General features: G+C 45.3%; 16 protein-coding genes. 13 read left to right on the top strand and 3 right to left on the bottom strand.

The features are described 5' to 3' along the window. Window positions 1-33: 33 nt before the first annotated feature. Window positions 34-462, top strand: a complete 429-nt coding sequence (locus tag GPK58_RS11640; protein WP_215638681.1) for a hypothetical protein — start codon at window positions 34-36, stop codon at window positions 460-462. A gap of 129 nt (window positions 463-591) precedes the next feature. On the opposite strand, the gene GPK58_RS11635 is transcribed toward GPK58_RS11640, so the two are convergent. Then, window positions 592-1,122, bottom strand: a complete 531-nt coding sequence (locus GPK58_RS11635) for a VanZ family protein (protein WP_138277249.1) — start codon at window positions 1,120-1,122, stop codon at window positions 592-594. Between the two features lie 224 nt (window positions 1,123-1,346). Between GPK58_RS11635 and thyA the strand changes: the two genes are divergently transcribed. Continuing rightward, window positions 1,347-2,195, top strand: a complete 849-nt coding sequence (gene thyA, locus GPK58_RS11630) for a thymidylate synthase (RefSeq protein WP_092071400.1) — start codon at window positions 1,347-1,349, stop codon at window positions 2,193-2,195. A 23-nt stretch (window positions 2,196-2,218) separates the two neighbouring features. Beyond that, the gene (locus tag GPK58_RS11625) at window positions 2,219-2,713 is read left to right on the top strand and encodes a dihydrofolate reductase (RefSeq protein WP_015524334.1); all 495 of its coding nucleotides are present in this window, start codon (window positions 2,219-2,221) and stop codon (window positions 2,711-2,713) included. Between the two features lie 146 nt (window positions 2,714-2,859). On the opposite strand, the gene GPK58_RS11620 is transcribed toward GPK58_RS11625, so the two are convergent. Then, window positions 2,860-3,885: a branched-chain amino acid aminotransferase gene (locus tag GPK58_RS11620; RefSeq protein WP_059085425.1), complete on the bottom strand. Its 1,026-nt coding sequence runs from the start codon at window positions 3,883-3,885 to the stop codon at window positions 2,860-2,862. A gap of 149 nt (window positions 3,886-4,034) precedes the next feature. Here GPK58_RS11620 and GPK58_RS11615 point away from each other — a divergent pair, with 149 nt between their 5' ends. The 6 genes from GPK58_RS11615 to GPK58_RS11590 all read left to right on the top strand — a co-directional run bounded on the left by GPK58_RS11615 (window position 4,035) and on the right by GPK58_RS11590 (window position 15,008). Next, window positions 4,035-5,270 (top strand): 5-bromo-4-chloroindolyl phosphate hydrolysis family protein, encoded by a 1,236-nt coding sequence (locus tag GPK58_RS11615; RefSeq protein ID WP_173746143.1) that lies wholly within the window; start codon window positions 4,035-4,037, stop codon window positions 5,268-5,270. A 71-nt stretch (window positions 5,271-5,341) separates the two neighbouring features. Next, on the top strand, window positions 5,342-6,490 hold the full coding sequence (locus GPK58_RS11610) for a toxic anion resistance protein (protein WP_059085427.1): 1,149 nt from the start codon (window positions 5,342-5,344) through the stop codon (window positions 6,488-6,490). 84 nt (window positions 6,491-6,574) lie between these two features. Further along, window positions 6,575-7,639: a flavodoxin-dependent (E)-4-hydroxy-3-methylbut-2-enyl-diphosphate synthase gene (ispG, locus tag GPK58_RS11605; protein WP_173758668.1), complete on the top strand. Its 1,065-nt coding sequence runs from the start codon at window positions 6,575-6,577 to the stop codon at window positions 7,637-7,639. Continuing rightward, window positions 7,639-12,132, top strand: coding sequence for a PolC-type DNA polymerase III (locus tag GPK58_RS11600; protein ID WP_129975635.1), 4,494 nt, complete (start codon window positions 7,639-7,641; stop codon window positions 12,130-12,132). Before ispG ends, GPK58_RS11600 begins: the two co-directional genes overlap by 1 nt. Before the next feature lie 98 nt (window positions 12,133-12,230). After that, entirely contained in the window at window positions 12,231-14,189 is a 1,959-nt protein-coding gene (locus tag GPK58_RS11595; protein ID WP_129975637.1) for a fructose-1,6-bisphosphatase, read from the top strand. A gap of 60 nt (window positions 14,190-14,249) precedes the next feature. Further along, the gene (locus GPK58_RS11590) at window positions 14,250-15,008 is read left to right on the top strand and encodes a hypothetical protein (RefSeq protein ID WP_110103452.1); all 759 of its coding nucleotides are present in this window, start codon (window positions 14,250-14,252) and stop codon (window positions 15,006-15,008) included. Between the two features lie 106 nt (window positions 15,009-15,114). On the opposite strand, the gene GPK58_RS11585 is transcribed toward GPK58_RS11590, so the two are convergent. After that, on the bottom strand, window positions 15,115-15,330 hold the full coding sequence (locus GPK58_RS11585; protein WP_015524345.1) for a helix-turn-helix domain-containing protein: 216 nt from the start codon (window positions 15,328-15,330) through the stop codon (window positions 15,115-15,117). Between the two features lie 220 nt (window positions 15,331-15,550). On the opposite strand from GPK58_RS11585, the gene GPK58_RS11580 reads away from it, so the two are divergent. The 4 genes from GPK58_RS11580 to codY all read left to right on the top strand — a co-directional run bounded on the left by GPK58_RS11580 (window position 15,551) and on the right by codY (window position 21,078). Then, window positions 15,551-17,086: a YifB family Mg chelatase-like AAA ATPase gene (locus tag GPK58_RS11580; protein WP_252195805.1), complete on the top strand. Its 1,536-nt coding sequence runs from the start codon at window positions 15,551-15,553 to the stop codon at window positions 17,084-17,086. A 25-nt stretch (window positions 17,087-17,111) separates the two neighbouring features. Continuing rightward, window positions 17,112-17,999 carry a DNA-processing protein DprA gene (gene dprA / locus GPK58_RS11575; RefSeq protein WP_110103465.1) on the top strand — a complete coding sequence of 296 codons (888 nt, stop codon included), beginning with the start codon at window positions 17,112-17,114 and terminating at the stop codon, window positions 17,997-17,999. A gap of 75 nt (window positions 18,000-18,074) precedes the next feature. After that, window positions 18,075-20,147 carry a type I DNA topoisomerase gene (topA, locus tag GPK58_RS11570; protein ID WP_021651815.1) on the top strand — a complete coding sequence of 691 codons (2,073 nt, stop codon included), beginning with the start codon at window positions 18,075-18,077 and terminating at the stop codon, window positions 20,145-20,147. A gap of 145 nt (window positions 20,148-20,292) precedes the next feature. Next, window positions 20,293-21,078: a GTP-sensing pleiotropic transcriptional regulator CodY gene (codY, locus tag GPK58_RS11565; RefSeq protein WP_015524350.1), complete on the top strand. Its 786-nt coding sequence runs from the start codon at window positions 20,293-20,295 to the stop codon at window positions 21,076-21,078. Window positions 21,079-21,244: the final 166 nt, after the last annotated feature.

The raw sequence follows: 21,244 nt of genomic DNA, 5'->3' as shown, positions 1-21,244 counted from the left end.
ATATAAGGATATCAGAAAGGACAGAAATACATCATGGAAGAACAGAAAAGAGAAAATAAGGAAGAGCTGCAGCAGGAAACTGCTGAGGAAAAGAATTCCGGACATGGAAATTCTTCCACAAGAAGCAGTCTTCTGTGGATCTTTGCAGGAGGCTATCTTGTGTATACAGGATATCGTCTCTGCGCCAGTGTCATAAGCGGAGCAGAAGACTCCGGTGTGGTATTTCTGGCAGCGGGAGGTATTTTTGTTGTGATCGGAGCAGTGCTTTTGATCATGGCGATCCGTAATCTTGCAAAGGCTGGCGCACAGAAACATGAGCTGGAAGAAGCTGCTGCGAAAAAAGCGGCAGAGGAAGCTTCTCAAAATCCGGAAACCGTGGCAAAGAAAAAAATGTCAATTGCGGAGCGGGCGCATCTTGCGGAAAATCTGGATGACGCACCGGAGGAGAAAGACGAAAAATAAAACTGGATGCAGGTGAGAGTAAAATGCCTGCTGAGATATGACGATTAGTAATAGCAAAAACGGAACATCATAAGGCAAAAAAATCCTTATGTATGTTCCGTTTTTTAGATCAGGCAGATCGCAAAACAGTTATCTGCGTCTTTGCGCGTTTCTGCGTTTTTTTCGAGATTTTTTTCTGTTGGGGGTATGTAAGGTAGACCAGCAGAATGCCTGTACCAGCAAAATTCCGATCATTGCTCCGCAACTGTCGATCCCTACATCCCTTACGGAAGGTCCGCGGGCCTCTACAAAAGACTGATGGTATTCATCCAGTCCAGCAAATCCCACACATACAAATCCGGCAAGGAGCATCAGCCAGATTCCCCGAACTCCGTATACATAGAGGGGGAAGGAAATAGATATGGCCAACAGGCAGTATTCTGTCATGTGAGCAGCCTTACGGACATAAAATTCGATATCTGCAGCTTCCTGGGAAAGCTGTTCCAGGCTTTTGCCGGAAGCTAATATTTCGTTTTTGGTTTCTACGATCTGGTAGCTGATCTTATAGCTCAGGGCACCGGAAACATCTCCGGTCTGTGCGGAAAAAGAGTAGATCACGCACATCATCAGGATCGCAGGTGCAAAAGAAAAAGGTTTTAATAAGGTAATCAGTATTTTCATGGCTCTTAATATAGCACTCCCGCATGGAAAAGTCCAGAAAAATACAGAAAAAGAACAGGGAAAAGGAAAAACAGGGAGAGAAGGTTAAATGGGATAGGAGGTTAAAGGGGAAGTGGACAGTAAGGACTGAAATGTGTTAGAATATAAAATAAATTTCAGGGGCATTTTTAAGAAAAAAGCAGCCCGGGATCGAATAGAAGAAAATTACAGGAGGAAATCAACAAATGAGTCTTGCAGATAATATATTCATTGACATGTGCAAAGATGTCATAGAAAACGGAACCAGCACAGAAGGTGAGAAGGTACGTCCTGTGTGGGAGGATGGAACTCCGGCTTATACCATCAAGAGATTTGGTGTTGTGAACCGTTATGATCTCCGGAAGGAGTTTCCGGCACTGACTTTAAGAAAAACAGCGTTAAAGAGTGCGATGGATGAGATTCTATGGATCTGGCAGCAGAAATCCAATAATATCCATGATCTTCACAGTCACATCTGGGACAGCTGGGCAGATGAGAAGGGCTCCATCGGAAAAGCCTACGGCTATCAGTTAGGTGTGAAGCATCAGTATAAAGAGGGAATGATGGATCAGGTAGACAGAGTTCTTTTTGATCTTAAGAACAATCCGTACAGCAGAAGGATCATGACCAATATTTATGTACATCAGGATCTCCACGAGATGAATCTTTACCCATGTGCCTATTCCATGACTTTCAATGTAACCAAGGAACCCGGAAAAGACAAGCTGGTCCTTAATGCGGTGCTGAACCAGAGATCGCAGGATATCCTGGCTGCAAACAACTGGAATGTGTGTCAGTATTCTCTTCTTCTCATGATGATCGCACAGGCCTGCGATATGGAAGCCGGAGAGCTTGTTCATGTGATCGCAGACTGCCATATTTATGATCGCCATATTCCGGTAATTAAAGAACTGATCTCCAGAAAACCGTATCCTGCACCGACAGTAAAACTGAATCCGGAGATAAAGGATTTTTATAAATTCACCACCGATGATCTGATCGTGGAGAATTATGAGACATGGCCACAGATCAAAAATATTCCCATTGCAGTATAATTGCATAAAGAAAGGAAGAAAGAATGAATATTATTGTTGCAGCAGATAAAAACTGGGGAATCGGAAGAAATAATGAACTTCTGGTAAGTATTCCGGCAGATATGAAGATGTTCCGTGAGGAAACTACAGGAAAAGTGGTTGTTATGGGAAGAAAAACACTGGAGTCTTTTCCAAACGGACTTCCTCTGAAAAACAGAACCAACATTGTGATCACCGGCAACAGGGATTATCAGGTAAAAGGTGCGGTGATCGTTCACAGCATCGAGGAAGCACTGAAGGAAGTGGAGAAATATCCGGCAGAGGATGTGTACTGTATCGGCGGAGACAGTATTTACAAACAGATGCTCCCGTACTGTGATACAGCTCATGTGACAAAAATCGATTTTGCATATGAAGCGGATGCGTATTTTCCAAACCTGGATGAGGACCCGGACTGGGAGATCACAGCGGAGAGTGAAGAACAGACATACTTTGATCTGGAATATGCGTTTGTAAAATACGAGAGAAAAGATAGGTAATGTGAGCACAGATCATAAAGCAGAATGAGAATGCCCGCTTTGTACAGAAAAACAATGAAGAAATAATAAAAAAACAGACCACCGAAAAAAATACGGCGGTCTGTTTTTTGTACTTAATGTTATGTATAATGACGAAAATCCGGTAATTACTCGATTACGTGGATCCATCCCTTCGGTGCTTCGATGCGTCCCATCTGGATACCGGTCAGTGTGTCGTACAGCTTCTGGATAACCGGTCCCATCTTCTCCATTCCGCTTGGGAAGCAGATTTCCTTGCCGTGATCATTGATCTTTCCGACAGGAGAGATAACTGCAGCAGTACCGCAAAGACCACACTCTGCAAAATCTTTAACCTCATCGAAGTAGACCTCACGCTCTTCAGCTTCCAGTCCAAGGTACTCCTTTGCAACGTAGATCAGAGAACGACGTGTGATGGAAGGAAGGATGCTGTCAGACTTCGGTGTTACAACCTTGCCGTCTTTAGTAACGAAGATGAAGTTTGCTCCGCCTGTCTCCTCAACTTTTGTACGAGTCTTGGGATCAAGGTACATGTTCTCATCAAAGCCCTGTTTGTGAGCATCTACGATAGCATGAAGGCTCATTGCGTAGTTCAGGCCAGCCTTGATGTTACCGGTTCCGCAAGGTGCGGCACGGTCATAGTCGCTGACACGGATCGTGATCGGTTTGGCGCCGCCTTTAAAGTACGGACCAACCGGTGTTGTAAGGATACGGAACTGATATTCGTCAGCCGGTTTAACACCGATCACGGCGTTGGAACCAAACATGTACGGGCGAAGATAAAGTGTTGCGCCGGAACCATATGGCGGAACCCATGCAGCATTTGCCTTAACAACCTGCTCAACAGCGTCGATAAATCTTTCCTTCGGGAATACCGGCATTTCAAGTCTTGCTGCAGATGCAGCCATACGCTCTGCGTTCAGGTCAGGACGGAAAGTAACGATATGTCCGTCTTCTGTTGTGTATGCCTTCAGACCCTCGAATACACTCTGAGAATACTGAAGCACACCAGCACACTCGTTGAGTACGATATTAGGGTCTGTGCTTAAAGTACCCTCATCCCATTTTCCATCTTTAAAATTAGACACGTATCTGTAGTCGGTTGGCATGTAAGCGAATCCGATGCTGGACCAGTCGATGTTCTTTTTTTCCATAACGATTCCTCCGTTTACAATTTTTACTTTTTACCATTGTAAAACTTTTACGTGATGACTTCAATAGTTTTTTGTTCCTTTTTTTCATTTGCTTGTAATTTTAATATGATTTCGATATAATAAAAATTATCTATGGACTGGAGGGAAAAATGGACAATCACGAATTTGAAGACCTTGGAAAAAAGATGCAGGATATTGTAGATAATGCAGTGAATTCAAACAGCTATCACGAATTAAGCCATACGATCAACCAGACAGTAAATAAGGCCATTGAGTCCGGAAGCGAAGCGCTGAAAAATGCGCTGAATTCCGTGTTTGATCCGGGTGCTGATCCGGAATTCCGTAAGAAAAGCTATACATACCAAAGCCCTTATTACGGAAGAAGCAGAAAAGCAAAGCAGCAGGCTGCAAGGAAACAGTCGGAACTGCTCTACGGAAAGACTACCGGTGAGAATCTCAAAGGCATGATGATGGCAGTTTCCGGTGGGATACTTTTAAGTGGCATGGGGCTTGGAGCCATGGTGCTTTTGATCTGGATGGGCATTGGACACAGCGGTGCACTTGCAGCAGGTGTGCTTGGAGTGATGTGTGCAGGCGCAGCAGGTGGCGGTGCTCTTTTGGGAGCAGGAACAAGCCGTCTCGGAAGACTGGGACGTTTCCAGAAATATATCCGTGCGCTGGGAGACCACACCTACTGTAATTTTCAGAAGCTTGCCCAGGCAGCAGGAAAGAACGAGAAATTTGTAAAAAAAGATATCAGCAGAATGATCCAGAAGGGCTGGTTTCTGGAAGGCCATGTGGATGAGCAGGGAACCTGTCTGATCACCAGTAATGAGACCTATCAGCAGTATCTGGAAACACAGAAGCAGCTGGAGCTTCGTAAACAGGAAGCAGATCCTAAGGTTCAGCTGGAGGAGAATATGAGTCCGGAAGCCCAGGAAGTCCTGAGAAAAGGAAATGAATTTCTGGTAAAGATCCGTGAGAGCAATGACGCCATTCCCGGGGAAGAAATTTCCGCAAAGATTTCCAGGATGGAAATGATCGTTCAGAAAATTTTTGAGCGTGCAGGAGAGCATCCGGAGGTGATTCCGGATCTTAAGAAAATGATGGATTACTATCTGCCCATGACTGTGAAGCTTCTGGATGCTTATGAGGATATGGATGGACAGCCTGTACAGGGCGAGAATATCACGGCTTCCAAGAAAGAAATTGAAGAAACCATTGATACACTGAATATTGCTTTTGAGAAACTTCTGGATTCCATATTCCGGGATACCGCATGGGATGTATCCACCGATATTTCTGTGCTGCATACGGTTCTGGCACAGGAGGGACTGACAGAGGATGATTTCGAAAAAATGAAACAGAATGCGGAAATGAAATAAGTACAACGAGCAGATCAGAAGCTGGAATACAGACATCTGCCGGAAGGTACAGCTGATCAAGGAGAATGCTTATGGGAGAAGAATTTAAAGACTTTGAGGTAGAAGCACCGGTGCTGACTTTGGAACCGGATCTCACGGAAGAAAAAGAAGAAATTGCAAAAAAAGAACCGGAGAAACCCCAGGAGCCTGCAGTAGAGGAACCGGTGTTATCTCCCCAGGAACAGAAAATCGTAGAAGACTTTGCAGCAAAGATCGATATTGAAAATACAAACCAGATCCTGCAGTACGGAGCCGGCACTCAGAAGAAGATGGCAGATTTTTCTGATGCAGCGCTGGTAAATGTGAAGACACAGGATCTTGGGGAGGCAGGAGAGCTTCTTGCAAATGTGGTAGGAGAATTGAAGGATTTTGATGCCACAGAGGAAAAGGGATTTTTCGGTTTTTTCAAAAAACAGACAGCGAAGGTGGAAACTCTGAAAAACCGTTACACAAAGGCCGAGGGAAATGTGACGAAGATCACGGAAGCTCTGGAGCAGCACCAGATGCGTCTGATGAAAGATTCTGCCGTGCTGGATAAAATGTATGAGCAGAACCTTGCATATTTTAAAGAACTTTCCATGTACATTCTTGCGGGTAAAAAGAAGCTTAGGGAAGTCAGAGAAGGCAAGCTCAACGAATTGCATCAGAAGGCAGCGGCAAGCGGACTTCCGGAAGATGCACAGGCTGCCAATGATCTGGAAAGCAAATGTGACCGCTTTGAGAAAAAGCTTCATGATCTGGAGCTTACCAGAACCATTTCTATGCAGACTGCACCGCAGATCCGCATGATCCAGAACAATGATACGACGATGATCGAGAAGATCCAGACAACCATTGTAAATACCATTCCTCTCTGGAAAAGCCAGATGGTGCTGGCTCTAGGGATCGCGCACTCCACAGAAGCCGCACAGGCACAACGGCAGGTTACGGATTTTACTAATGAACTTCTGAAGAAAAATGCGGAAACGCTTCACCTGGCATCTGTGGAAACTGCAAAGGAATCCCAGCGTGGTATTGTAGATATTGAAACTCTGAAAAAAACCAATCAGGAACTGATCCAGACACTGGATGATGTGATGAAGATCCAGCAGGAAGGCCGTGAAAAACGTCAGGCAGCAGAGGCAGATATGAGACGTATGGAAAACGAACTGAAAACAAAGCTGCTGGAGATCCGACGTTAGGAGTAAGAGTAAAAAGATAGTTCGGAAAGGAAAGGCAGGGCGTTTGAAGACACCTGCCTTTCAGGATTCATAAAGGAGATTTTTATGTACAGAGATCATACAAAAGTAATAAAAATTGGAAATCGTGTTATCGGAGGAGGAAATCCGATCCTTATCCAGTCCATGACCAATACGAAAACTGAAGATGTGGAAGCAACGGTTGCGCAGATCCTTTCTCTGGAAAAAGCAGGCTGTGATATTATCCGCTGCGCAGTTCCTACTATGGAAGCTGCGAAGGCTTTATCCCAGATCAAAAAACAGATCAATATTCCGCTGGTTGCGGACATCCATTTTGATTATCGCCTTGCCATTGCAGCCATGGAGAACGGTGCGGACAAGATCCGTATCAATCCGGGAAATATCGGTTCCAAAGAGAGAATCCAGGCAGTTGTGGATACAGCAAAGGAACGGAATATCCCTATTCGTGTAGGAGTAAACAGCGGTTCCCTTGAAAAAGAACTGGTAGAAAAATATCACGGTGTTACAGCCGAAGGACTTGTGGAGAGTGCTCTTGATAAGGTGCACATCATTGAAGAGATGGGATATGACAATCTTGTGATCAGCATCAAATCTTCTGATGTTCTCATGTGCGCCAGAGCCCATGAACTGATCGCAGAAAAAACACAGTATCCTCTTCATGTGGGAATTACAGAAGCAGGAACTCTGTATTCGGGAAATATCAAATCAGCTATCGGACTTGGGATCATCCTGTATCAGGGAATCGGAGATACCATCCGTGTTTCTCTGACAGGCGCGCCGCTGGAAGAAGTGAAATCAGCCAAAAGGATCCTGAAAACGCTGGGACTTCGCAAAGGAGGCGTGGAGGTTGTTTCCTGTCCGACCTGCGGAAGAACAAAAATCGATCTGATCGGCCTTGCAAACCAGGTAGAGACCATGGTACAGGATATTCCTCTTGATATTAAGGTTGCGGTTATGGGCTGTGTGGTAAATGGACCGGGAGAGGCGAAGGAAGCAGATCTCGGAATTGCAGGAGGCGATGGTGTTGGTCTTCTGATCCGGCATGGAGAGGTTGTAAAAAAAGTACCGGAAACGGATCTTCTGGATACACTTCGTCAGGAACTTCTTACCTGGAATGAGCAGGAGTCATAATGGAGAAAGATTTTTTTGATGTATTTCCGCATCTTAAAGTGAAGAAAGAGCTGGAAGAACTTCTGGACATGGTATTTGTGACAAAGGTTTCCATGAACCCCGGAAGAACTCATCTGAGGGTTTATATCGAAAGCAGCCGCTGGATACACAAGAAGAATATTTTTGCGCTGGAGGATGAGATCGAACGGCAGTGCTTTCCGGGGATTCCCATGACTGTAACAGTTGTGGAAAAATTTCATCTTTCCGAGCAGTATACACCGGAGAACTTTCTGGAAAGCTACCGTTCCAGTATGGAGATGGAACTGCGCAACTATAACATGCTGGAGTACAATCTGTTCCGAAGATCAAAAATCATTTTTACAGGAAAAGATACCTTGCGTATGGAGCTTCCGGATACGGTTATTTCCAGACAGAAAAGCGAAATACTTGTTGAATATTTTCATAAGGTTTTCTGTGAACGCTGCGGTATGGATCTGAAAGTGGAACTGGATTTTGTGGAAGTGAAAGAGAGTAAATACCGGAAAAATGCTGCACTTCAGATCAAACAGGAAGTGGAAAATGTCCTGAAGCATGCCAAACTCAGCGGGGATCAGGAAAGCGAACCGAAGCAGGAGGATACAGCCAAGGAAGAGACAAAGAAAACCTCTGGAGATAAGAGCGGCGAAAAGACAAACGAGAAGAAATCCGTTGACAAAAAACAGCAGAAGGTTCAGAAGGGGGATTTCCGCGGTAGCTTCGGATTCCGCAGGGACAGCAATCCGGATGTGGTTTACGGCAGAGATTTTGATGGAGAAACGATTCCGCTGGAGAGCATTACCGGTGAGATGGGTGAGGTTATCATCCGATGTCAGGTTATGGATGTGGAAGCTCGTGAGATCCGAAATGAGAAAACGATCCTGATCTTCCCTGTGACCGATTTTACGGACAGTATTGTTGTGAAGATGTTTCTGCGTAACGAGCAGGTTCCGGAAGTGACGGAAAGTGTAAAAAAAGGCGCATTCCTGAAGCTGAAGGGAGTTACCACCATTGACCGTTTTGACAGTGAGCTTACTATTGGAAATATTACAGGTATCAAGAAAATCGCCAATTTTACCAGCACAAGAATGGATACCAGTCCTCAGAAGCGTGTGGAGCTTCACTGTCACACCAAGATGAGCGATATGGATGGTGTCAGCGATGCAAAGGCATTGGTAAAACGTGCCTATGAGTGGGGACATAAGGCTATCGCTATCACGGATCATGGCGTGGTGCAGTCCTTCCCGGAGGCAAATCACTGCTTTGATGCCTGGGGCGGTTGTGTTCCAAAGGAGTCTGATTTTAAGGTGCTCTATGGAATGGAAGCGTATCTGGTAGACGATCTGAAGGGTATGGTCACCAATTCCAAAGGGCAGCGGCTGGATGGAGATTTTGTTGTTTTTGATATTGAGACTACGGGATTCTCAGCACTAACCTGCAGGATCATTGAGATTGGCGCGGTAAAAGTGGAAAAAGGACAGATCACAGATCGTTTTTCCACCTTTGTAAACCCGGAAGTGCCCATTCCGTTCCGTATTGAGCAGCTGACAAGCATCAATGATTCCATGGTCCTGGATGCACCTGTGATAGAGGAAGTACTGCCGAAATTCCTGGAATTCTGTGAGGGCTGCGCGATGGTGGCCCATAATGCGGACTTTGATATGAGCTTTATTATTGAAAACTGTAAACGGCAGGGGATTTCGGATGATTTTACTTATGTGGATACCGTTGGTATGGCTAGATTCCTTCTTCCTGCCCTGAACCGTTTTAAACTGGATACGGTAGCCAAGGCAGTAGGTGTTTCTCTTGATCATCACCACAGAGCTGTGGATGATGCGGCATGTACCGCAGAGATTTTTGTGCGGTTTGTAAAGATGCTGGAAGAAAGAGATATTTTTGATGTGGATGAGATGAACAGGCAGGGTGCGGTTTCACCGGATACCATCCGAAAGCTGCCCACATACCATGCTATTGTTTTTGCAAGAAATGAGACCGGAAGGATCAATCTGTACAAGCTGGTAAGCCAGTCCCATTTAAAGTACTATCACAGAAGACCAAGGGTTCCCAAAAGCGTGCTGGAAAAATACAGGGAAGGCCTTCTGGTGGGAAGTGCCTGCGAGGCAGGAGAGCTTTATCAGGCACTTCTTCGCAATGCACCGGATCAGGAGATCGCCAGACTGGTAAATTTTTATGACTATCTGGAAATCCAGCCTCTTGGGAACAATGCGTTTATGCTTGCGGATGAAAAACATGATATGATCAATTCTGAGGAAGACTTAAAAGAGATAAACCGGAAGATCGTAAAACTTGGAGAACAGTTCAAAAAACCGGTGGTTGCCACCTGTGATGTGCATTTTATGGATCCTCAGGACGAGGTTTACCGACGGATCATCATGGCAGGAAACGGATTTTCTGATGCAGATAACCAGGCCCCGCTTTATCTTCGTACAACGGAGGAAATGCTGGAGGAATTTTCCTATCTGGGAAGTGAAAAGGCGGAAGAGGTGGTGATCACCAATACCAATAAGATCGCGGATATGATCGAGAAGATATCACCGATCCATCCGGATAAATTTCCACCGGTCATTGAGAACTCCGAGCAGGATCTTAAGAATATCTGTTTCACGAAGGCCCACGAAATGTACGGAGATCCGTTGCCGAAGATCGTGGAGGACCGCCTGGACAGGGAGCTGAATTCTATTATCTCCAATGGTTATGCGGTAATGTATATCATTGCACAGAAGCTTGTGTGGAAGTCCAATGAGGACGGCTATCTGGTTGGATCCCGTGGTTCTGTAGGTTCTTCTCTGGCAGCGACCATGTCCGGTATCACGGAGGTAAACCCTCTGCCGCCTCATTATCTCTGTCCGAATCCGGACTGTAAATACAGTGATTTTGATTCCCCTGAGGTGAAAAAATACGCGGGTATGGCAGGATGTGATATGCCGGATAAGATCTGTCCGAAATGCGGTGCCAGGATGAACAAGGAAGGCTTTGATATTCCTTTTGAGACATTCCTTGGTTTTAAAGGTGATAAGGAGCCGGATATCGACCTGAACTTTTCCGGTGAATATCAGGCCAATGCCCACCGGTATACGGAGGTTATCTTCGGAAAAGGGCAGACCTTTAAGGCGGGAACCATTGGTACCCTTGCGGAAAAAACCGCATTTGGTTATGTGAAGAACTATTATGAGGAACGGGGGCAGCACAAGCGTTACTGTGAGATCAACCGTATCGTGAAGGGCTGTACCGGTGTCCGCCGTACCACTGGCCAGCATCCGGGAGGTATCATCGTACTGCCTATGGGTGAGGAGATTGAGAAATTTACACCTGTGCAGCACCCGGCCAATGATGTGAACAGTGATATCATCACCACACATTTTGATTACCATTCCATTGACGGAAATCTTCTGAAGCTTGATATACTTGGACACGATGATCCGACCATGATCCGTATGCTGGAGGATCTGACCGGCATCAGTGCAAGAACAGTTCCGCTGGACCAGAGAGATGTCATGTCCCTGTTTGCGGGAACGCAGGCTCTGGGGATCAGTCCGGAGGATATCGGCGGCTGCAGGCTGGGATGCCTCGGGATCCCGGAGTTTGGTACAGACTTTGCCATGCAGATGTTGATCGATACCAAGCCGAAATATTTTTCCGACCTGGTACGTATTGCTGGACTTTCCCACGGCACGGATGTATGGCTTGGAAATGCCCAGGTATTGATCCAGAATGGTACAGCTACCATTTCCACAGCAATCTGTACGCGAGATGATATTATGATCTATCTCATCGGAAAAGGAGTGGAAAGTGGTCTGGCGTTTACCATCATGGAGAGTGTCCGTAAGGGAAAGGGTCTTCGTGAGGAATGGATCCAGACTATGAAAGAGCATGATGTTCCGGACTGGTATATCTGGTCCTGTAAGCTGATCAAGTACATGTTCCCGAAAGCCCATGCGGCAGCCTATGTTATGATGGCGTATCGTATCGCCTGGTATAAAGTGTTTCATCCACTGGCTTATTATGCAGCATTTTTCAGTATCCGTGCCACTTCCTTTTCCTATGAACTGATGTGCATGGGAAAAGAACGTCTGGAATATTATATGGCGGAGATCCGGAAAAAAGGTGATGAGGCATCCAAGAAGGAACAGGATACACTGAAGGATATGAGGATCGTACAGGAAATGTACGCCAGAGGTTTTGATTTTGTGCCGATCGATCTTTATAAGGCAAAGGCACACCGGTTCCAGATCATCGGAGATAAACTGATGCCTGCTCTGGATACCATAGAGGGTCTTGGAGATAAGGCAGCAGAGGCAGTTGTGGATGCTGCCGCAAAAGGCAGATTCCTTTCCAAGGATGATTTCCGTGATCGTACCAAGGTCAGCAAGACCGTTATCGATCTGATGGATGATATGGATCTTTTCGGAGATATCCCGCAGTCCAATCAGATGTCACTGTTTGATTTTACGGGTTGATATATGATACCGGAAGGGCTTACAATAAATAAAAAATACTGCCGTTTATCCTGAAGGCTGATCTGGCAGTGAGAACTCCCAGGAGGATACCAGATACTATGAAAAAAGAAGAATTAAGATACCTGCAGCGACTTGCGGAGCTGTATCCTACTATAGCAAAGGCTTCAACAGAGATCATCAATCTGCAGTCTATATTAAACCTTCCGAAAGGTACCGAGCATTTCATGTCGGACATTCATGGAGAATACGATGCGTTTTCCCATGTTCTTCGGAATGGATCAGGGGCTGTACGAAAAAAGATCGATGATGTATTCGGACATACCTTAAGCAACAGCGACAAACGTTCTCTTGCCACACTGATCTATTATCCGAAGGAAAAGATGGAGGTTGTAAAAAAACAGGAAGAAGACATGGAGAACTGGTATAAGATCACACTTTATCGTCTGATCGAAGTATGCAAGACAACGGCATCCAAATATACCCGTTCCAAGGTCCGTAAGGCACTTCCTGCAGACTATGCATATGTGATCGAGGAGCTGATCACAGAGAAAGCGGAAGTTCTGGACAAAGAAGCATATTACGATGCCATCGTCAATACGATCATTGAGATCGGCCGGGCAGAGAATTTTATCATTGCCTTGGCAGAACTGATCCAGCGTCTTGTTGTGGATCATCTTCATGTGCTGGGAGATATTTATGACAGAGGTCCGGGCCCGCATTTCATCATGGATCGTTTGATGAAATATCATTCGCTGGATATCCAGTGGGGAAATCATGATGTGGTCTGGATGGGAGCTGCTACAGGACAGAAAGCCTGCATTGCAACGGTGATCCGGAACAGCATCCGTTACCGAAATATGGATATTCTTGAGGATGGATATGGGATCAATCTCATGCCTCTGGCAACCTTTGCAATGGAGGCTTATAAGGATGATCCATGTACTGCTTTTGAGATGAAGGGAGATGCCAATAACTATAGTATTCTGGAAGAAGAGCTTGGACGGAAAATGCACAAGGCTATTGCCATTATCCAGTTTAAGCTGGAGGGGCAGCTGATCCGCCGGCACAAAGAATTCCATATGGAAAAGCGTTGTTTGCTTCATAGGATCGATCCGAAAAAGGGAATGATCACACTTCCGGACGGAAAAGAATATCCGCTGACCGATACATATTTTCCTACTATTGACTGGAAAAAGCCATATGAACTTACTACAGAGGAAAAGGATGTAATGGAACGCTTGGATTCCGCGTTCCGAAACTGCGAGAAACTGCAGAATCATGTCCGGCTTCTTCTGGACAAGGGAGGCCTTTATAAAACTTATAATGGAAATCTTCTGTTCCATGGAAGTATTCCACTTAATGAGGATGGAAGTCTGAAAGAAGTCCAGATTTATGGAAAAACCTACAAAGGAAAAGAATTGTACGATGTTCTTGAGACTTATGTGCGCCGGGCGTTTTTCTCTGTAAATGAGGATGAAAAGCGTAAAGGCAGGGATATTATGTGGTATATCTGGGCAGCTCCGAATTCACCGCTGTTCGGAAAAGACAAGATGACCACCTTTGAACGTTATTTTATTAAAGATAAGGAAACACATAAAGAAACTAAAAATGCCTACTATCATCTTCTGGAAAATGAGGAGGTTGTAGATGAACTGCTCCGTGAATTCGGACTGGATCCGGAAAAGGGTCACATCATCAACGGGCATGTGCCGGTTCACCAGAGTGAGGGAGAGAGTCCTGTAAAATGCAATGGCAAAGTTCTTGTGATCGACGGCGGCTTTTCCAGACCATATCAGAAGGTTACGGGGATTGCCGGCTATACACTGGTTTATAACTCCTACGGGCTGATCCTGTCTGCTCATGAGCCTTTTACTTCTGCGGAAGAAGCGGTAGCCAAGGAGCAGGATATTGTTTCCAACAGGGTGGCAGTTCACTACAATAACAAACGTACTCTGGTCGGTGATACCGATACCGGAACTGCTCTGAAGGAAAGGATCAGTGAGCTGATCCAGCTTCTGGAAGCTTACAGAAAAGGTATCATCAAAGAGAAAAAATAAGCAGAATTGAGAAATACAAGAAGAGTTTCCTGTATGCTATAGTAAACAGAGGTGATGCAGATGAGAAAAAACAAAAAAAGAAAAAAACGGCTGAGAGCGGTTCTGGTCCTGTTGATCATCCTGTTTATTCTGGCAGGACTTGGAGGGATGCTGTATGTTTCCCACAGGGATAAGGTGGAAAAAGAACAACGAAGAGAGGCCGCATTGGCTGCATTGGACAGTATTCCGGAGGTGACAGCAACTCCGGCAGCAACAGCAACACCGGTTCCGACAGCGACACCGACACCGTCATTGACACCGGTCCCGACAATCCTTCCGGCATTTGAACCGGAAAATTATCAGGGGATCTGGTACAGCGAAGACGGGCTGACAACGATCGATATTTATGATATCAGTCTGAAATCTGTTTCCTTTACCTATAAGAGAGTGAATGGAAAAGATCCTTCCATGACCGCAGAAGCAGATGTGACTGCAGAGGTAGCAGGAAATGCCACACAGTTCCGTTTTAAGGATTCCGAAGGGAATAAGGCAAAAGGAGAGTTTGTTTTCGATAAAAGTGGTGAGCTTTATGTGAAGGTAAAAACATATGAACGGGGAGATGGATCTCTGACCTATCCGAAAACAGAGTCTATTATGACCCGGCAGGAGTCATCCCTGGAAGTATCCGAAAATTCCGAAGAAGATGCTTCCTATAATGAAAGCAACGAAAATTCCTATGAACAGGAATCCTACAGCGAGAGCAGTGAAGATTCTTCTGATGAGAATACAGAAGAATATGAGATTCCCTACGGAGAAGAAGAAACCTATTATACGGAATGATCAAAAAAAAATAAAACACGGTAAAATAAAGAATCCCCGGATTTTGGCAATCAGGGAATCCCGATACAGGAATTCCCGAAACTGTTCCACATTTCCGGGGATCTCTTTATTTGATCATTTTTTTGCGGTCTGTGCGGCCGACGAGATAATCGATGCTGGTGTCGTAATAATTTGCCAGCCGGATAAGCATTTCGATAGGAATATTACGGGATCCCGTTTCATAATGGGAATAAGAACGCTGACTGATATGAAGAATCTCACTTAATTCTCTCTGGGACAGATCCGCGTCTGTACGTAAATCCTGAATACGCTGAAATTTCATTGTGCTCACCTCTTCTTTCTATTGAAAGTATAAAACAGAACGAAATGCACCCTTGCAAAAGAGAGCAAAATGGACTATACTAAATTTATTATCTTCTAAAATTCAGAAAATGTCTATCTGAAAATTCCCTTGTTTTTAACCAATGCGGATTTCGAATATCCGACTGACCTGAAAAGACGAAAAGATGGAAGATCGGGATCCGTTTTTTTCGCAGAAAGGAATGTATTTGTTTGCGAGTGTTTTATCAGCAGCGATCTACGGAATGGAAGTACGTGAGATCCAGGTTGAGGCAGATGTCAGTGATGGTCTGCCTTCTTTTGCTATGGTAGGATTTCCCTCTGCCCAGGTGAGAGAGGCCCAGGAAAGAGTCCGGACTGCATTTAAGAACAACCGGCTTTGTCTGCCACCAAAAAAAGTAACTGTAAATTTTGCACCTGCCGATATGAAAAAGGAAGGAGCCGGTTTTGATCTGCCTGTGGCGGCTGCAGTACTTGCGGCTGCCGGAATTCTGGAACCGGATCTTCTGGAAGGAGTTATGATCGTAGGAGAGATCAGTCTGAATGGAGAGATCCATGGGGTTGCCGGAGTTTTGCCTCGGGTGATCCGCGCAAGAGAGCTGGGCTTACGCTTTTGCGTTATTCCGGAGGAAAATATCCGGGAGGGGAATCTGGTGAAGGATATGCCGGTGTTTGGAGTAAAAAGTCTGAATGACATGATCCGGTGTCTGAGAGACCCAATCACTTATACAGCTGCGTATCAGGAAAAAGAAAAAATAGAAAACAAACCGGAAATACCAAAGGTTGATTTTGCGGACATCTGCGGGCAGGAAGGAGCCAGGCGGGCGGCAGAGATCGCAGTGAGCGGTTTTCATAATATTCTTTTTATCGGACCGCCAGGATCCGGAAAGACCATGCTGGCAAGACGTCTGCCGACCATTATGCCGGAGATGACATTTGAGGAAAGCCTGGAGATCACCAAGGTATACAGTGTGGCAGGACTTCTCACGGAAAAAGATCCGCTGATCCGGCAGAGGCCTTTTCGAAGTCCGCATCATACCAGTTCCCCTCAGGCTTTGGCAGGTGGCGGCAGGATACCGGGGCCGGGGGAGATCACTCTTGCACACAGAGGTGTTCTTTTTCTGGATGAGATGCCGGAATTTTCCAGAAAAAGCCTGGAGATCCTGCGTCAGCCGCTGGAAGATAAGGAGATCCATCTGTCCAGAGCTGCCGGAACTTATATTTTTCCGGCTAGTTTTATGCTGGCGGCAGCGATGAATCCTTGTCCTTGCGGATTTTACCCGGATATGAACAGATGTCGTTGTACGTCAGGGGAGATCACGCATTATCTTGGAAAGATCAGCCAGCCTCTCCTGGAGCGTATTGATATCTGCACAGAAGTTCCGGCAGTGAGTTTTTCAAAAATGAAAAAGAAAATTGCAGGGGAATCCTCTGCTCAAATAAGAAAGAGGGTGGAAGCAGTACAGGAGATCCAGAGAGAACGTTACAAAAAGGAAAAATTTTGCTTCAATGGGGAGCTTGACGGAAGAAAACTGGAAAAATACTGTGTAATGACGGGAGGGGCAGACAAACTTCTGGAGCAGGCATATGAGCAGTTTCAATTCAGTACCAGAGCATATCATAAGATCCTGAAAACGGCCAGGACCATCGCGGATATGGAATCTTCCGAAAAGATAAAGGAAGAACATATCTGCGAGGCGTTGGCTTACCGGGCATATGATAAGAAATACTGGTCATAAAACAGAAAAAAGGAAGGTATTTTATATGGAAGAAATACAGCAAACAAGGATCCGGTGTGCCCGGAAGGACAGTAGTGTTTATCCGGCAAGACTTAAGGAACTTCCCGGTATGCCAAAACAATTATATTACATTGGAAGCTTTCCGGATGATGCCAAACCTACAGCGGCGATCGTGGGAGCAAGGCTGTGCAGTCCTTACGGACGGATACAGGCCTTTAATTACGGAAAATTCTTAAGCGAACATGGGGTACAGGTGATCAGCGGTATGGCGGCCGGCATTGATGCTGAGGGCCACAAGGGTGCTCTGGAAGGTGGTACCCCGACCTTTGCCGTGCTGGGAAATGGTGTGGACATCTGTTATCCTTCATCCAGCAGAGGTATTTACCGGAGGATCCCCGAAAAAAACGGAGGGATCATCAGCGAATATGAACCAGGTACCAAAGGCAGGGCATATTATTTTCCGGCAAGGAACCGGATCATCAGTGGACTGGCAGATCTGGTGCTTGTGGTGGAAGCAAAAGAAAAGAGCGGATCACTGATCACAGCTGCCTGTGCACTGGAACAGGGGAAGATGGTATACGCCATTCCGGGAGCGGTAAATGATGCGCTGAGCAGAGGCTGTCACAAGCTGATCTACGACGGAGCAGGAATTGCATACTCTCCGGAAATACTTCTGGATGAGTGGGGATTATCTGTGAAAAAAAAGACAAATTTGTCTGAAAAAAGCAAGTTAGGACTTGCAACGGATTTGGATTTGGTGTATAGTTGTCTCGATTTACGACCAAAAAATCTGGATCATATTATCAGAAAAACCGGTTTTTCACCGGGAAAAACAGCCGGGATCCTGGGACAGCTTATTTTGATGGGGCTTGTGAAGGAAACCGGGAGACAGTATTATATCAGACTTGAATAAATGCTTTTTTGCCCGGAGATTTAGCAGGATTTTTTAAGCCGGACAGGAAGGCAGAATGAGATTAGGAGAGGTAAAATGGCCAAAAATCTGGTGATAGTAGAGTCACCTGCTAAAATGAAGACAGTAAAGAAATTTCTGGGGGCAAATTATACAGTAGAAGCGTCCAACGGTCATGTGAGGGATTTTCCCAAGAGCCAGTTTGGTATTGACGTGGACAATGATTTTGAACCGAAGTATATTACAATACGGGGAAAGGGTGAGCTTCTTGCAAAACTTCGTAAAGAAGCAAAAAAAGCAGATAAGATCTATCTTGCAACTGACCCTGACCGTGAGGGAGAAGCAATTTCCTGGCATCTGATGCAGGCTTTGAAGACAGATACTGCAAAGATGCATAGGATCACATTTAATGAAGTAACAAAAACAGCAGTTAAGGCGTCCATCAAGCAGGCCAGGGAACTGGACATGAATCTGGTAGATGCACAGCAGGCCAGGCGTATGCTGGATCGTATGGTAGGTTATACCATCAGTCCGCTGCTCTGGGCCAAGGTAAAAAGAGGCTTAAGTGCAGGCCGTGTACAGTCTGTGGCACTGCGTATCATCTGTGACAGAGAAGATGAGATCAATGCATTCATTCCTGAAGAATACTGGAGCCTGGAGGGTGAATTTCAGGTAAAGGGTGAGAAGAAACCGTTGACAGCCAAGTTCTATGGAACAGATAAAAAACTTCCGATCAGAAACCGTCAGGAAATGGATGAGATTCTGAAAAGTCTGGAAGACTGTAAATATGAGATCACAGAAGTAAAAAAAGGTGAGAGGATCAAAAACGCTCCCCTTCCGTTTACCACAAGTACTCTGCAGCAGGAAGCTGCCAAGACACTGAATTTTTCTACGCAGAAGACTATGCGCCTGGCACAGCAGTTATATGAAGGTGTGGATGTAAAAGGCAGTGGTACGGTAGGTCTGATCTCCTATCTGCGTACAGATTCTACTCGAATTTCAGAGGAAGCAGATGCAGCAGCAAGAACTTATATTTCTGAGCAGTATGGTTTGGATTATGTTTCTCAGACAGAGAAGGCAATCAAAAACGGACAGAAGATACAGGATGCTCATGAGGCGATCCGTCCTACAGATATTGCGAGGACACCAGTTCTGGTGAAGGAATCCCTGACCAGGGATCAGTTCCGTTTATATCAGCTGATCTGGAGACGTTTTGCGGCGAGCAGAATGGCACCGGCACGTTATGAGACCACGTCTGTCAAGATCGGAGCAGGTGAGTATGTGTTCACGGTTGCAGCATCCAAGGTTGCCTTTGATGGCTTTATGTCTGTGTACACAGAAGAAGGCGATGACAAAAAGGGCAATGTTTTAAGTCAAAGTCTGGAAAAGGGTATGGAGCTGAAGCTGAAAGAACTGAAGCCGGAGCAGCATTTTACACAGCCGCCGGCACATTACACAGAGGCTTCACTTGTAAAGACTATGGAAGAGCTTGGAATCGGACGTCCGAGTACGTATGCGCCGACCATCACAACGATCATCAGCAGACGCTATGTATCCAAGGAACAGAAAAATCTTTACGTCACAGAGCTTGGAGAGGTTGTTAATAATATTATGAAACAGGCTTTTCCAAGTATTGTGGATGTAAACTTTACAGCAACTATGGAGGGACTTTTGGACTGCGTGGAAGCAGGTACCGTACAGTGGAAAACGGTTGTACGTAACTTCTATCCGGATCTGAAGCATGATGTGGATGAGGCTGAGAAAGAGCTTGAGAAAGTTGATATACAGGATGAGGTTACGGATGTGATCTGTGACAACTGTGGCCGCAACATGGTGATCAAGTACGGTCCTCATGGAAGATTTCTTGCATGCCCCGGATTTCCGGACTGTCGTAATACAAAACCATATTATGAGAAGATCGGTGTTGCATGTCCGAAGTGCGGCGGCGAAATTGTCATGAAAAAAACGAAAAAAGGCAGAAAATATTACGGATGTGAGAATAATCCGGAATGTGATTTTATGTCCTGGCAGAAACCTTCTGCAAAGAAATGTCCGAAATGTGGTAATTATATGCTCGAAAAGGGAAATAAGCTGGTTTGCAGCCAGGAAACCTGCGGATATGTGGAACAAAAACCAAAAGATGAAGATTGATTGAATAAATGCTTTTCCACCAATTTTCAGAAAATCCCGTTAAAAATAAAAAAATATAAAAAAGTCTTGTAAATTTCCAGAATAACGTGTAATATTAGACTAGAAAAACGATTTCTTTCAAAGTACGAAAGTGAAAGGAGGAAAAATGAGCGTTCAGTTGCTAGATAAAACTAGAAAAATCAATAAGCTTCTGCATAACAGCAGCTCAAGCAAGGTAGTGTTTAACGACATTTGCCAGGTGCTCATGGAAACCTTAAGTTCCAATATCCTGGTACTCAGTAAGAAAGGTAAGGTTCTGGGAGTCAGTATCTGCCCGGGTGTGGATGAGATCACAGAGCTGATCGATGACAAAATCGGCGGACATATCGACCCGTTATTGAATGAGAGATTTCTTGGTGTTCTTTCCACAAAGGAGAATGTCAATCTCCAGACACTTGGCTTTGAGCATGTACCCGGAAATTATCAGGGAATCGTGAATCCGATCGATATTGCAGGTGAGAGACTGGGAACGTTATTCATGTACCGCAATGATCATCCCTATGATATTGAGGATATTATTGTCAGCGAGTATGGTACAACAGTTGTAGGCTTGGAAATGATGCGTGCGGTTCATGACGAGAACGCAGAAGAAGACAGAAAACAGCAGATCGTTAAATCGGCATTCAGTACACTGTCCTTCTCAGAACTTGAGGCGATCATCCATATTTTTGATGAGCTGGATGGGGATGAGGGTATCCTGGTTGCCAGCAAGATCGCTGACCGTGTAGGTATCACCAGATCCGTGATCGTAAATGCACTGCGTAAATTCGAGAGTGCAGGTGTGATCGAATCCCGTTCATCCGGTATGAAGGGAACTTACATTAAAGTTCTTAATGAAGTGATCTTTGATGAGCTTGAGGAGATAAAAGCACAGAGAAGCAAGAAGGCATAATGTGATCAGCACTGTCAGATGCTTGATATAAGATAAAGAACGTGACAAAAGAGACTTCCCGCTAGCGTGGGAGTCTCTTTTTTGTCTGTGTGCGCCCGGCGGCGCACGTTTCTAACGGGTGCAAGTCCCGAATCCGCCTGGTAGTGGGAAGGATATAGCCGAAGGC

Origin of the sequence: Blautia sp. MCC270 (assembly GCF_018785605.1) — a bacterium.
Taxonomy (GTDB): domain Bacteria; phylum Bacillota; class Clostridia; order Lachnospirales; family Lachnospiraceae; genus Blautia_A; species Blautia_A fusiformis.
The sequence above is the reverse complement of the archived record's forward strand: the minus strand, read 5'-3'. Positions and strand labels throughout refer to the sequence as shown.

Bases quoted from the DNA above. Each gene is read 5' to 3' on its own strand.
- GPK58_RS11640 (WP_215638681.1), top strand. From the start codon at position 34: ATGGAAGAACAGAAAAGAGAAAATAAGGAAGAGCTGCAGCAGGAAACT.
- GPK58_RS11635 (WP_138277249.1), bottom strand. From the start codon at position 1,122: ATGAAAATACTGATTACCTTATTAAAACCTTTTTCTTTTGCACCTGCG.
- thyA (WP_092071400.1), top strand. From the start codon at position 1,347: ATGAGTCTTGCAGATAATATATTCATTGACATGTGCAAAGATGTCATA.
- GPK58_RS11625 (WP_015524334.1), top strand. From the start codon at position 2,219: ATGAATATTATTGTTGCAGCAGATAAAAACTGGGGAATCGGAAGAAAT.
- GPK58_RS11620 (WP_059085425.1), bottom strand. From the start codon at position 3,885: ATGGAAAAAAAGAACATCGACTGGTCCAGCATCGGATTCGCTTACATG.
- GPK58_RS11615 (WP_173746143.1), top strand. From the start codon at position 4,035: ATGGACAATCACGAATTTGAAGACCTTGGAAAAAAGATGCAGGATATT.
- GPK58_RS11610 (WP_059085427.1), top strand. From the start codon at position 5,342: ATGGGAGAAGAATTTAAAGACTTTGAGGTAGAAGCACCGGTGCTGACT.
- ispG (WP_173758668.1), top strand. From the start codon at position 6,575: ATGTACAGAGATCATACAAAAGTAATAAAAATTGGAAATCGTGTTATC.
- GPK58_RS11600 (WP_129975635.1), top strand. From the start codon at position 7,639: ATGGAGAAAGATTTTTTTGATGTATTTCCGCATCTTAAAGTGAAGAAA.
- GPK58_RS11595 (WP_129975637.1), top strand. From the start codon at position 12,231: ATGAAAAAAGAAGAATTAAGATACCTGCAGCGACTTGCGGAGCTGTAT.
- GPK58_RS11590 (WP_110103452.1), top strand. From the start codon at position 14,250: ATGAGAAAAAACAAAAAAAGAAAAAAACGGCTGAGAGCGGTTCTGGTC.
- GPK58_RS11585 (WP_015524345.1), bottom strand. From the start codon at position 15,330: ATGAAATTTCAGCGTATTCAGGATTTACGTACAGACGCGGATCTGTCC.
- GPK58_RS11580 (WP_252195805.1), top strand. From the start codon at position 15,551: ATGTATTTGTTTGCGAGTGTTTTATCAGCAGCGATCTACGGAATGGAA.
- dprA (WP_110103465.1), top strand. From the start codon at position 17,112: ATGGAAGAAATACAGCAAACAAGGATCCGGTGTGCCCGGAAGGACAGT.
- topA (WP_021651815.1), top strand. From the start codon at position 18,075: ATGGCCAAAAATCTGGTGATAGTAGAGTCACCTGCTAAAATGAAGACA.
- codY (WP_015524350.1), top strand. From the start codon at position 20,293: ATGAGCGTTCAGTTGCTAGATAAAACTAGAAAAATCAATAAGCTTCTG.